We start from the raw sequence: 12,364 nt of genomic DNA on the forward strand, positions 1-12,364 counted from the left end.
CGCTCACTGCAGGCGCAGGTGCTCCTGCTGCCCGTTGTCCAGGAACGTGATCGTGTAGCTCTTCCACGGGGTGCCGTCGCCGAGCGCGCGGTCGACCGCGGTGCGCGCGTGCAGCGCGTTCTCCAGCAGCATCCCGGAGAGCGCGTCCACCACGACCGAACCCCCGCCGTGCACCTCGGGGATGCTCGTGCTCTGCCGCCCGCTGAGCAGTTCGTCCACAGTGGCCAGAACGGGCTCGGCGGCCGCGCGTCGCTCCGGGCCGTGCAGCGTGAGCATCGCGAGGTCCTGGCGCAGCGCCTCCAGGGCCGCGGCGGCCTCCGCGGCCGAGTCGTCCTCGGCGGCCCGCTCGCCGGTGCCGTCCAGCAGCGCGGGCATGCCCAGCAGGTCCTGCGTCCGCCGTTGGGTGAGCACGTGCAGGGCCCGCCACTCGTCCCGGGCGGAGTCCTCGGCGGCCGTCGCGCGCACCCCGCGCAGCAGGTCGGTCATGGCCCAGACCGTGGAGCGCACGGCCCCGCGCACGTCCGGGAGGGCGCTGCTGGGCAGCACGAGGTAGCCGACGAACCCGATGCACAGCGCGATCGCCGCGCCGACGGCCGTGTTCGCGGCGAAGGCGATGCCGACGTTGACCAGCGGGCGGTCCAGCAGCAGCGTCTGCTCCACCGCCAGCACCGCGATCAGGCACACCAGCAGCGCCTGGTAGTGCGCGCGCAGCTGGTCGACGTGCAGCAGCATCCCCGCGATCAGCAGCGGCCCGAGCAGCAGCGCACCGGGTACGAGGGTGATCACCAGCGCCAGGGCGGTCACGCCGAGCACCGCCGCGCCGGTGCGCTCCAGCGCTCCCGTCATGCTGTCCCGCGCCGCGGGCTGCAGCACCAGGTACAGCGCCAGCAGCAGCGTCGACGCGGACGGGTCGTCCAGCAGCGCGACCACGACCATGCCGATCGTCGCCGCGAGGGCGCAGCGCAGGGCGTGGCGGAACAGCGAGGAACGCGTGGACAGGTGGGCGCGCGCCGCGTCCCGGAGCCGCTCCCGCCACGGTCCGGCGGCGGTGACGGGCACAGGGTCCTCGGACCGGTTCACCACGGCGGCGCGGATCCGGTCGAAACCCGCGTTGAGGCCGTGCACCGCGTGCGGCAGCGAGCCGTGGTACCCGCCGTGCGCGACGACCGGGTCGCGCCGGGCCAGCGGTGGCAGGCCGGTGCACGCGCGGGCGCGCACCGCCCGCGCCAGTTCGGCGGCCACCCGGTCGGCTTCGTCGACGATCGCCCGCAACCGCGCTGCTTCGGCCCGGTCGGCGCGGTTCGCCCGGGTCAGCAGGGTTTCCCGGGCAGCGCGGAAGCGGGCGAGGCCGGCGAGGACCTCGCCCAGCCAGCGCGGGGCGCCGTCGGTGCGCCAGGCCGCCATCGCACCTTCCAGCACGCCCGGACCCGGTTGCAGCAGCGTCCGGGCCACCGCCAGGCGGGTTGCGCGCGTCGGATCGCCGAGCCCGGTGACGACGCGGAGGACCAGCGCGAACACGACCCCGGCGGCGCTCGCGCACAGCAGCGTCCACCAGGGGTCGTCCCGGCCGATGCCGCTGGTCGCGGCGAGCGTCGCGGCCGCGACGGTCTGCGCGCCGGCGCGGTAGCGCTCGCTGAGCGCGGGCAGCATGCCGGTGCCGAAGATGACCACGGCGACCAGCGCGCCCGCGGCGAACGGGATGCCGCGCAGCAGCGGCCCGCAGGCCATCACCACGACCAGCGCCGGGGCGAACCGGCTGAGGCGGTGCAGGTCCGAGCGCAGCGACTGGCCGCCGGCGGCGATCAGCGTCAGCACGGCGGTCAGCGCCGCGATGAGCGCGGGCGTGGTCGCGTCCAGCCACCAGCCGAGCGCGCTGCCCAGCGCGACGGCGCACAGCACGAGGATCGCGTACTGGCGTTGTCGCGGGTCGGGCGCTCCGGCCTCGGTCGTCCCCGTGATCCGCGCCCACATTGCACGAGCCGCCGTCGATGCCTTCGCCACGCCGCCGCGTCCTCTGTCGTCCTCGCTTCGTCCCGGCAGTGCCGAACCGGGCCGCCGGCACCGGTCCGCGCCGTGCTTCCTGTTTACCCGACTCCGCCGCAGCTGCCCACGATGTTGGGACGTCACCGGCCGCATCGCCGGTGAATATCACTCGATGGCGCTCATCGCGGCCGCGGCGGGCTCACGCGGAACCGTCCGGGGTGCTCCGGTCCGCCGCGGCACCGCCCTCCGCGGAGGCGTCCTCCGCGGGCGAGCCCTCCTCCGCGGCGTCCTCCTCCACGGCGTCCTCCTCCACCGGGGTGGAGCGCACGCGCCAGAACGTCGACACCGGGCCGAATCCGGAACCGAGGGGGTAGGCGTCGCGCACGCTGCGCGTGACGAACGCCTTGCCGATGCGGACCGCGTCCGGCACGGTCGCGCCGCGCGCCAGCAACGCGGTGATCGTGGAGGCGAACACGTCCCCGGCGCCGTGCGTGTGCGCGGTGGGGTAGCGCGGACCGGGCAGTTCGATGGCTTCGGAGCCGTTGAAGAGCAGGTCCACGCACTCGGGGTCGTCGGGCAGGTGCCCGCTCTTCACGAGGACCCAGCGGGGGCCGAAGTCGTGCACCGCCTTGGCGGCGTCGAGCAGGTCGGCGCGGCTGCGCGCGGTCACGCCGGTGAGCAGGTGGACCTCGTCCAGGTTCGGCGTGACCAGGGTGGCGCGGGGGAAGACCCGGTTGCGCAGGGCGTCCAGCGCGTCGGGGTCGAGCAGGGGCTCGCCGGCGCGGGAGGCGGCGACCGGGTCGACGACGAACGGGGTGGCCCCGGAGCGGCCGATGCCGTTGCGGTCGCAGGCCGCCACCACCGCCTCGATCGTGTCGGCCGCGGCGAGCACGCCGGTCTTGGCGGCGTCCACGCCGATGTCGCCGGCCACGGCGTCGATCTGCGCGGCCACCTGCTCCGGCGGGATGCGCACCACGTCGCTGACGCCGCGGGAGTTCTGCACGGTCACCGCGGTCACGGCGGTCGTGCCGTGCACGTGGTTGGCGAAGAACGCGCGCAGGTCGGCGTGCATGCCGGCGCTGCCGCCGGAGTCCGAGCCGGCGATCGTCAGCGCCGTCGGGGGCGCGGTGCCCACCGCGGCGCCCGAGCCTTCCGCGCTCGTCGGGGAGGCAGCGCTCACCGGGGCGTCCGCTGAGGCTGCGGGGTTCACCGGGGCGGCAGGACTCGCCGCGGCTCCCGAGCCCGCCGGGGCGGCGTCCGCCGCGGGCGCGGTGCTGTGCTCGGAGTCGTTCTCGCGTTCGCCGGAGGTCTCTCGCATCGCCCTCATGCTACGGCGCCTGGCGCCGCACCCGGTTCCCGCGGAGTCGCAGCTCACCGGGGCGGAGCGGGGCCGCGGTTCCCGGGGGCGGACACCAGGTCGCCTCAGACTGGAACCGTTCCAGAGAGCGCAATTTTCATGAAAATTGTAAGTTTTCCCCACGCGACCGGGGGACAAACGATCACCACCCCATCGGGGTGCATCCCGCGGGATCCGTGGTGACCGGGGATGTCGGGCCGGTGGCCTGGCCGTCCCCGGTCAGGGTCGGGCCGGTGATCCTGCTCGTGGCCCGGCCGGTGGTCCCGGCCGCGCGGGAGGGCGGCAGCGCCCACCCGCGCGGCCCGCGGGCGACCGGAAGCCGCCCCACCGGCGACGCGCCGCGCTGCGCACTCCCCGGGCACCGCGGCGAGCCGCCCCTGCGGAGCAGGCCGCGCGGGCGGCCGGCCGCCCCGCCCGGCTCAGCTCGCTGAGGCGTCGGTGACCGGCAGGTACACCCGCCCGCCCTGGGAGTTGAACTCCGCGGCCTTCTCCTGCATCCCCGCCTCGATCGCCTCGACGGAGGTCAGGCCCTGCTTCTCGGCGTAGGCCCGGACGTCCTGGGTGATGCGCATGGAGCAGAACTTCGGCCCGCACATCGAGCAGAAGTGCGCCTTCTTCGCCGGCTCGGCCGGCAGCGTCTCGTCGTGGTACGCCTGCGCCGTCTCCGGGTCGAGCGAGAGCCGGAACTGGTCGTGCCAGCGGAACTCGAAGCGGGCCTTGCTCAGCGCGTCGTCCCACTCCTGGGCCCGGGGGTGCCCCTTGGCCAGGTCCGCGGCGTGCGCGGAGATCTTGTAGGTGATCACGCCGGTCTTCACGTCGTCCCGGTTCGGCAGCCCCAGGTGCTCCTTCGGCGTGACGTAGCAGAGCATCGCCGTGCCGGCCCAGCCGATGACGGCCGCGCCGATGCCCGAGGTGATGTGGTCGTAGCCGGGGGCGATGTCGGTGGTCAGCGGGCCGAGCGTGTAGAACGGGGCCTCACCGCACAGCTCCTCCTCGCGCGTGACGTTCTCGGTGATGCGGTGCATCGGCACGTGGCCCGGGCCCTCGATCATCACCTGCACGTCGTGCTCGCGGGCGATGTGCGTGAGCTCGCCGAGCGTTTCCAGCTCGGCGAACTGCGCCCGGTCGTTCGCGTCGGCGATGGAACCGGGGCGCAGCCCGTCGCCGAGGGAGAACGTCACGTCGTAGGCGCGCAGGATCTCGCACAGCTCGGAGAAGTGCGTGTACAGGAAGCTCTCCCTGTGGTGCGCCAGGCACCACGCGGCCATGATCGACCCGCCGCGGGAGACGATGCCGGTCACGCGCTGGGCCGTCATCGGCACGTAGCGCAGCAGCACTCCGGCGTGCACGGTCATGTAGTCCACGCCCTGCTCGCACTGCTCGATGACCGTGTCCCGGTAGATCTCCCAGGTCAGGTCCGCCGGGTCGTCGACCTTCTCCAGCGCCTGGTAGATCGGCACGGTCCCGATCGGCACCGGCGAGTTCCGCAGGATCCGCTCGCGGGTCTCGTGGATGGCGTCACCGGTGGACAGGTCCATGACGGTGTCGGCGCCCCAGCGCGTGGCCCACACCATCTTCTCCACCTCCTCCTCGACCGAGGAGGTCACGGCGGAGTTGCCGATGTTGGCGTTGACCTTCACCAGGAAGTTCTTGCCGATGGCCATCGGCTCGGTCTCGGGGTGGTAGTGGTTGGCGGGGATGACCACCCGGCCGCTGGCGACCTCGTCGCGCACGTACTCCGGCGAGAAGCCCTCGCGCGCGGCCACGAACTCCATCTCCCGCGTGATGGCGCCCTGCTTCGCCCAGCCGAGCTGGGTGTTGCGCGAACTGCCGTCCATCCAGCCGGCGCGGGTGCGGTGGAGTCCACTGTGGACGTCGATGGTGGCGGTCTCGTCGGTGTACGGACCGGACGTGTCGTACACGTCGAGGTGTTCGCCGTTGGTGAGCTCGACCCGCCGCTGCGGCACTTTCAGCCCGGCGGAGGTGTCCGCGTAGACCTTGCGCGAACCGGGGATCGGACCGGTCGTCACACCGGGCGAAGCGGACGGATCGGAGTCCGAAGAGGACTGTTCGGTGGAGGTGGAGCTGTTGCTGGACGCGTTCTGATACAGATCGACCACTGCGGTCACGCTCCCTACGCCGGCATTATCCGTTCAGGTTCTGCGGTCGGCGGCGCCGGATCGCTGGTCCAGCCGCCCTCTCAGCTCGCTTCCGGTGCGAGCTCCCGCGGTTGAAGTTGTCGCGCCAGACACTAGCCCGCGCTCGCGCCGCTGGCAACCGCGCAGCGGAGTTCTGCCCCGAGCGGGTGCTCCCGGACCAGTCGGCGAACGACCCGACGGGGTCCTGTTGCGCCACCGCCACTCGGCACGGGTGCACGGGAGCACGAACGAAAAATGGCTTGCAGAGCGCCAACAGCGCTGTGTTGCGTCCCTGCCGGCCGGTGCCCGGAGACCGCAAGCCCTTCAACATTTCGGCACGACAGCTCGCAGCTGTGGCTGCCTCGACGGCCGACTCCGATCGCAGCCGGACCGACCGCGGGAGGTTCCGCCGCGGAAATCCACGCGCAGAACGATTCAACAACGTCCTGCTGATATCAGTCGGCGAACGGGTCCTCCTCGACCGTCGGGTCCCAGGACAGCCCGGGCACGCCCCAGCCGTTGCGCTTGACGGCCTTCTTCGCCGCGCGCACGTGCCGTCCGGTCAGCCGGTCCAGGTAGAGGTGGCCGTCGAGGTGGTCGACCTCGTGCTGCAGGCACCGCGCGAAGAACCCGGTGCCCTCGTCCCGCACGTCGTGCCCCTGCGGGTCGCTGCCGGTGACCCTGGCCCAGTCCGCGCGCCCCGTCGGGAAGAACTCGCCCGGAACGGACAGGCAGCCCTCCCAGTCCTCGTCCGGGTCCGGCATGGTCTCCGGGACCTCGGAGGTCTCCAGCTGCGGGTTGACCACCACACCGCTGTGCTGCACGCCGTCGTCGTCCGGGCAGTCGTAGACGAACACGCGCAGGTCCACGCCGATCTGGGGCGCCGCCAGGCCGACGCCGTTGGAGGCCTCGAGGGTCGCGAACATGTCGTCGACGAGGGTGCGCAGGTCGGCGTCGAACTGCTCGACGGGCCGCGCCGACGTGCGCAGCACCGGGTCGCCCACGATGCGGATCGGGTGGATGGCCATGCACCGACTGTATCGGTCCCGCCCCGGAGCACCGCGAGCGCTGCGGCGAACGGCCTCCGCCGGCGGAGCTCCGGCGCGCGTCGTGATCATCGCAGCGCGTGGTCGCCGACGTGGTGTAATGGGGCCGCGGGGAACGGCACCGCGAGCGCCCGGTGCGCCGCCGCCTGCAACCACGACGAGGAGCGAGATGGAAGCCGCGCAGATGCTCACCGCGCAGCGGATCGCCCGCGAGTGCCGGCAGCTGGCCGGCTCCGCGGAAGCCGCGCAGCAGCAGGGTGGGCAGCAGCGGGACGAGCGCGGGCGGCGCCTGCGTCCGGTGGAAGCGCTCACCGAACCGCTGCCGCGCGTGGCCGAGCCGGTGCCGCAGGAGGAGCCGGAGGTGCAACCGCCCGCGCCGGAGGGGGAGCTGTCCGAACGGGACCGCAGCGTGCTGGCCTTCGAGCGGCAGTGGTGGAAACGCGGCGGTGCCAAGGAACGCGCGATCCGTGAGCTCTTCGACCTCACGCCGACGCAGTACTACCGGCTGCTCAACGCGTTGGTGGACCATCCCGCCGCGCGGCGGTACGACCCGATGTTGCTGAAGAGGTTGCGCAGGCTGCGCTCCGGTGACCAGCCTGCTCGTCGAACGGGAAGCGAGTGGCCGCGATGACGCCAGCCGAACCGCCGTCGAAACTGCGCGCGACCGGTTACGGACTCATCGGGGTCGGTGCGGTTGCGGCCGTCCTCGGGGTGACCACCCTCGGGTGGACCGGCTCCTCGGACGAAGCGGCACCCCCGCCACCGGAGACCGGTGCGGTCGTCACCCCCGATCCCGGCGAGGAGGACCCGCGACCGCCCGCGACGAGCGACGGCACCGCGGAGCCCGGTACCACCGCGCCGGGGACGTCCGAGCAGGAGCCGTCCCCGACGGGGCCGGCGGAACCCGGCGGGTCCGGCACACCGCCGCGGGAGACCCGCGCACCGGGGGGCGAGCCGGGGTCCGGGACCGGTTCGGGCACGCAGGGCTCCGCGAACGGGATCTCCGTGCGGATCCTGAACAACAGCACGATCCGCGGACTGGCGCACGAGGCCGGCGGGGACTTCGAGGACGAGGGCTACGACGTGGCCGCGGTCGGCAACTACGCCCGCGGCGTGGTCGCGCACACCACGGCCTACTACCGCCCGGGCACGCCGGAGGAGCAGCAGGCCCGGCGCGTGGCGCGCGATTTCGACATCGCGGCCGAGCCGCGGATCGAGGGTCTCGCAGGTTCGGACCCGGGCGTGATCGTGATCGTCACCAAGGACTACCGCTCCTGAGCACCGGAACCGCGGCACGCGCGGGCGCGCCGGTCACCGCTGTTCGGCGAAGCGCCGCAGCTCCTCCAGCTGCGCCTGGTCGAGCGAGGGGCGCACCGCGCGCAGCGCCGCGTCCAGGTGCGCGGCGGTGACCTCCGGCGCGGAGAGCGACTCGCGCATCGCCGAGAGCGCGGATTCGCGCACCAGCGCGCTGCAGTCGGCCGCCGAGTAGCCGTCCAGCTCGGCGGCCAGGTCCTCCAGGTCCACATCGGAGGCCAGCGGGGTGTTCTTCGCCGCTGAGCGCAGGATCTCGGCGCGCGCCGCGGCGTCCGGCGGTGGCACGTGCACGAGCCGTTCGAGGCGGCCCGGGCGCAGCAGCGCGGGGTCGACCAGCTCGGGGCGGTTGGTCGCGCCGAGCACGACGACGTCGCCCAGCGGTTCGGCACCGTCCAGTTCGGTCAGCAGCGACGCGACGACGCGGTCGGCGGCACCGGAGTCGGAGGACTGGCCGCGTCGCGGGGCGAGCGCGTCGATCTCGTCGAGGAAGACCAGGGCCGGGGCGGCGTTGGCGGCGCGCAGGAACAGCTCGCGGACGGCCCGCTCGGACTCGCCGACCCACTTGTCCATGAGCTCGGCGCCCTTGACCGAGAGCACGTTCAGCTGGCCGCTGCCGGCCAGCGCGCGCACGAGGAACGTCTTGCCGCACCCCGGCGGCCCGTACAGCAGGACACCGCGCGGCGGCACGACTCCCAACCGGGAGAACGAGTCCGGGTAGCGCAGCGGCCACAGCACCGTCTCCGTCAGCGACTGCTTGACCTCCGCCATGTCGCCGACGTCGTCCAGCGCGATCCCGCCGGTGTGGATCTCGTCCGAAGAGGACATCGAGAGCGGGCGCACCGCGTCGACAGCGCCCGCCAGGTCGTCGTGGCACAGCACGGGTTCTCCGGTGGCGTCGCGCTGCCGCAGCGCCGCGTTGACCGCGGCTTCGCGGCACAGCGCCACGAGGTCCGCGGCGACGAACCCGGGGGTCTTCGATGCCACAGTGGACAGATCGACGTCGTCGTCGAGCGGGGCGGGGCGCAGCAGCACGCGCAGCAGCGCCGCCCGGTCGCGGGCGTTCGGCGCGGACAGCGTCAGCTCCCGGTCCACCGCGCCGGGTTCGCGCAGCCGCGGGTCGATCCCGGCGGGCGCGGAGCTGGTGACCACCACGGCCACCCCGGGCGTGCGGATCGCCGCGCGCAGCGTGTCCGCCGCGACCGTGGCCAGCGGCGGCGCGTCGGTGGCGGGCACGAGCTGGTCGACGTCGGTGAGCAGCAGCACGCGCGGGTGCTCCGGCGTGGCCTGCGCCGCGCGGTCCACGGCCGCGCGCAGGCGCTCCGCGGCGGTGCGCGCTTCGAGCGCCGCGATGCTCGGGGCGGCGAGCTCCACCAGCCCCGCCCCCACCTCGCGCGCCGCGGCGCGGGCCAGCGTCGCCTTGCCCACGCCGGACGGCCCGCTGATCAGCACACCCAGGTGGGCGTCGGCGCCGAGGCGGTGCAGCAGCTCGGGCTGCTCGAAGGACAGGCGCAACCACTCGGTCAGCCGGTCGGCCGCGGAGCGCGCGCCGACGAGGTCGTCGAGACCGACCTCCCGCGCGGCGGATTCCTCAGCGGCGTCCGCGCCGTCCTGGGCCGGGCCCGCCTCCGGCTGCTGCGCCGCGGGGGAGGTCGGACCGGTCGAACCCGCCGGGGCCGCCGGAGCCCCCGGTCCAGCCGGAGCGGGCGGCGCCGGCGCGGGTGCGGTGCCCGCGGCGGCCGGTTCCGCTCCGTCGTGCCAGGTGACGACGGTGGAGGGCTGCATCGCGACGGGTCCGCTCGGCGCGGCGTCGACGATGGTGAGCAGCTCGCTGGTCCACGTGCGGCCCACGGTGTTGCTCAGCGTCCGGCGCACCTGCTCGGGGCTGCTGCCGGGAGCGGGTGCCACGTCCTGGGGCAGCAGGGAGACCGCGTCGGCCGGTTGGAACACCTTGCCGGTCAGGGCCTGCCGCGCGGTCTGCGCGGAGAGCGTCGCGCGCGCCATCCGCGAGGCGCTGAGGGTCACGTGCTTGGCCGGCCGCACCTCGGCGGGGCTCACCGCGACGCGGGAGCCGTCGGTGCAGCCGAGGTTGAGCAGGACGAGCTCGTCGAGCAGCACGACACCGGTCGGAGCGCTGCGCTCGGCGGGGGCGGCCAGCGCGACCGTGCTGCGCGCGCCGGAGAGCCGGATCGCGCTCCACGGGCGCAGCCCGAGCGCGTCGAGCACTTCCGGGTGCAGCCGGACGAGGCCCCGGCGGGTGTCGATGATCGAGCTCGACACCTGCGCGGTCAGGTTCAGCGAGGTCACGTCCCGAGCCTATCGGGGACCGTCGCGCCAGGGCGCTTCCTCGCGGCCGGTGCGCAGCGACAGCCGGCGCCAGCTGCGCCGCGGCCCGCCGGGCCGCACCGGGCGGCGGGGCAGGCGCACGCGCCGGGCGGCACCTGCGACGCCGCGCCGCAGCGGCGGGCGCAGCCCCAGGTGGCGCTGGCTGCGGCGGCGGATCGCGCGGCGTTCCCGCGGGGGCGCCGACCAGGCCTCCGGGTGGTTGGCCAACCAGCGGTACCGGTAGACGGCGTAGGGGATGTGCACCAGGTACAGCAGCAGCAGCACGGCCAGCGAGGCCAGCGGGAACAGCACCACGGCCGCGGCCAGCAGGGCCACCAGCACCAGCAGCCAGGGGAGGATCTTCGGCGGCACGCGCATCGTCTTCAGCGACAGCGTGGGCACGCGGCTGACGGCGCACACGGCGATGAGCAGCATCCACGCCATGACGACCGGGGGCCAGGCCCACCAGCCGGCGTGCTCGAAGTGGGCGGTGAGGACCAGCGGGACGAGGGCGAGCAGCCCGGCCGCGGGCGCCGGCACGCCGACGAAGAACTCCTTGGTGAAGGCGGGTTTCTCGGTGTCGTCGAGCAGCGTGTTGAACCGCGCCAGGCGCAGCACCAGGGACACGGCGAAGATGAGCGCGATGATCCAGCCGGCGCGGTTCTCCTGCAGCTGCCAGGCGTAGAGCGTGAGCGCGGGGGCCACGCCGAACGACATCGCGTCGGACAGCGAGTCGAGTTCGGCGCCCATGCGGGTGGTGGCGTCCAGCATCCGCGCGATGCGCCCGTCCAGCGCGTCGAGGACCGCGGCGACGGCGACCGCCGCGACCGACGCGACGAGCTCCTCGGCGAGGGCGAACTGCACGGCGGACAGGCCCGCGCACATCGCGAGGACGGTGATGGCGTTGGGCAGGAAACGTACGCCGGGGGTCGTGCGCATGCTCATGACGTGGGTGCCTCGGTCGCGGGGGAGGCCCGGCCGGTGCGCGCGGGCAGGTCAGCGAGCACGGTTTCGCCGCCGATCGCGCGCTGCCCGGCGGCGACCCGGACGTGGCTGCCGGTGGGGACGTACAGGTCGACGCGGGAGCCGAAGCGGATGAGCCCGTAGCTGCGGCCCGCCGGCAGCCGGTCGCCCTCGGTGACGGAGCAGACGATGCGCCGGGCGACGAGTCCGGCGATCTGCACGACGGCGACTTCGGTGCCGTCGTCGGTGCGCATGAGCATCGCGTTGCGCTCGTTGTCCTCGCTGGCCTTGTCCAGGTCCGCGGAGACGAAGGTGCCGGGCCGGTAGGCGAGCGCGGCGATCGTGCCGCTCAGCGGAGCGCGTTGCACGTGCACGTCGAAGATGCTCAGGAAGGTGCTGATGCGGGTCATCGGCCGGTCGCCGAGGCCGAGCTCCGGCGGCGGGGTGGCCGCTTCGACGGCGGAGACCGTGCCGTCGGCCGGGGCGACGGCGATGCCCGTGCGCTCGGGGGTGGCGCGGCGCGGTTCCCGGAAGAACCAGGCGCACCACGCGGTGAGCAGGCCGCCGAGCACGCCCGCCGGGCGCCACAGGCGGCGCAGCAGCAGCGTGCCGGCGGCGGCGCCCAGGACGAACGGGCGGCCCGCGGGATGCATCGGCGGGATGGTCTCGCGGACGAGCGTCCGCAGGTGGGCCGCTCGCGTGCGGTGGGTGTCCGTGTCGTCGGTGCTCATCCAGGTGCCAGCCCCTGCGTCGAAGGTACCGCGGCGGGGGAGTCCGCGCGGTGTCGTCGGTACAGCATCGCGGATGGCGTCACCCTACCGGCCCCCAGGGGGAGGAGTTGATCATGGAAAGCGTCCGGTCGGGGCGGATTCGTCCCGGTTGTGCGCCTGCGCCGGTTCCGGTGGCCGGGGCGGGGCGTCCCCGGCGGCGGGCGACGGCGCGCGCCCGGGCGCGAACGTGAATCGGGGCCGGTGAGCAGTGCCCCCGATGCACTGTTCACCGGCCCCGATGCCGGCCGCGGCACCTCCCCGACAGGCGCCCCGACCTCCCCGACGGGTCCGTGCATCCCCCGACGGCGCACGGGCCCAACGCCGGTAATGATCGACGATTCGTTACCTTGATTCCTAGTGTAAGGGATTTCACAGGAACACCGTAGCCTCGTTCGGCTGACGTTGCTGCGATATTGCTCACGCAGAGTAGTCGGTTGGAAGGGTGCGAGCACGGACGTGTCACCCGTCGCA

9 protein-coding genes are annotated in these 12,364 nt (G+C 74.0%); 2 read left to right on the forward strand and 7 right to left on the reverse strand.

Annotated features, from left to right (window positions below; all coding sequences use genetic code 11):
• Window positions 1-3 precede the first annotated feature (3 nt).
• From ACVGV0_RS01755 to ACVGV0_RS01770, 4 genes are all read right to left on the reverse strand, one after another.
• Entirely contained in the window at window positions 4-2,001 is a 1,998-nt protein-coding gene (locus tag ACVGV0_RS01755) for an FUSC family protein (protein WP_459158094.1), read from the reverse strand.
• Between the two features lie 181 nt (window positions 2,002-2,182).
• On the reverse strand, window positions 2,183-3,118 hold the full coding sequence (gene thiD, locus ACVGV0_RS01760; protein WP_459159888.1) for a bifunctional hydroxymethylpyrimidine kinase/phosphomethylpyrimidine kinase: 936 nt from the start codon (window positions 3,116-3,118) through the stop codon (window positions 2,183-2,185).
• A gap of 641 nt (window positions 3,119-3,759) precedes the next feature.
• A complete protein-coding gene (gene thiC, locus ACVGV0_RS01765; protein WP_459158095.1) occupies window positions 3,760-5,370 on the reverse strand; it encodes a phosphomethylpyrimidine synthase ThiC in 1,611 nt (536 codons plus the stop codon).
• 563 nt (window positions 5,371-5,933) lie between these two features.
• Entirely contained in the window at window positions 5,934-6,506 is a 573-nt protein-coding gene (locus ACVGV0_RS01770; protein ID WP_459158096.1) for a peptide deformylase, read from the reverse strand.
• 187 nt (window positions 6,507-6,693) lie between these two features.
• On the opposite strand from ACVGV0_RS01770, the gene ACVGV0_RS01775 reads away from it, so the two are divergent.
• Window positions 6,694-7,155, forward strand: coding sequence for a DUF3263 domain-containing protein (locus ACVGV0_RS01775; RefSeq protein WP_459158097.1), 462 nt, complete (start codon window positions 6,694-6,696; stop codon window positions 7,153-7,155).
• Window positions 7,152-7,802 (forward strand): LytR C-terminal domain-containing protein, encoded by a 651-nt coding sequence (locus ACVGV0_RS01780; RefSeq protein ID WP_459158098.1) that lies wholly within the window; start codon window positions 7,152-7,154, stop codon window positions 7,800-7,802. Before ACVGV0_RS01775 ends, ACVGV0_RS01780 begins: the two co-directional genes overlap by 4 nt.
• Before the next feature lie 33 nt (window positions 7,803-7,835).
• Here ACVGV0_RS01780 and ACVGV0_RS01785 read toward each other — a convergent pair whose 3' ends face one another.
• Genes ACVGV0_RS01785 through ACVGV0_RS01795 form a run of 3 tightly spaced genes read right to left on the reverse strand, consistent with a single transcriptional unit; the run spans window position 7,836 to window position 11,854 of the window.
• Window positions 7,836-10,142 carry an AAA family ATPase gene (locus tag ACVGV0_RS01785; protein WP_459158099.1) on the reverse strand — a complete coding sequence of 769 codons (2,307 nt, stop codon included), beginning with the start codon at window positions 10,140-10,142 and terminating at the stop codon, window positions 7,836-7,838.
• Window positions 10,143-10,151: 9 nt separating this feature from the next.
• The gene (locus ACVGV0_RS01790; protein ID WP_459158100.1) at window positions 10,152-11,105 is read right to left on the reverse strand and encodes a CDP-alcohol phosphatidyltransferase family protein; all 954 of its coding nucleotides are present in this window, start codon (window positions 11,103-11,105) and stop codon (window positions 10,152-10,154) included.
• Window positions 11,102-11,854, reverse strand: coding sequence for a phosphatidylserine decarboxylase (locus ACVGV0_RS01795; RefSeq protein ID WP_459158101.1), 753 nt, complete (start codon window positions 11,852-11,854; stop codon window positions 11,102-11,104). Before ACVGV0_RS01795 ends, ACVGV0_RS01790 begins: the two co-directional genes overlap by 4 nt.
• Window positions 11,855-12,364: the final 510 nt, after the last annotated feature.

The sequence above is a fragment of the Salinifilum ghardaiensis genome (genome assembly GCF_054491345.1).

Excerpts from the sequence above, each read along its gene's own strand:
- ACVGV0_RS01770 (WP_459158096.1), bottom strand. The coding sequence starts at position 6,506 with ATGGCCATCCACCCGATCCGCATCGTGGGCGACCCGGTGCTGCGCACG.
- ACVGV0_RS01775 (WP_459158097.1), top strand. The coding sequence starts at position 6,694 with ATGGAAGCCGCGCAGATGCTCACCGCGCAGCGGATCGCCCGCGAGTGC.
- ACVGV0_RS01780 (WP_459158098.1), top strand. The coding sequence starts at position 7,152 with ATGACGCCAGCCGAACCGCCGTCGAAACTGCGCGCGACCGGTTACGGA.
- ACVGV0_RS01790 (WP_459158100.1), bottom strand. The coding sequence starts at position 11,105 with ATGAGCATGCGCACGACCCCCGGCGTACGTTTCCTGCCCAACGCCATC.
- ACVGV0_RS01795 (WP_459158101.1), bottom strand. The coding sequence starts at position 11,854 with ATGAGCACCGACGACACGGACACCCACCGCACGCGAGCGGCCCACCTG.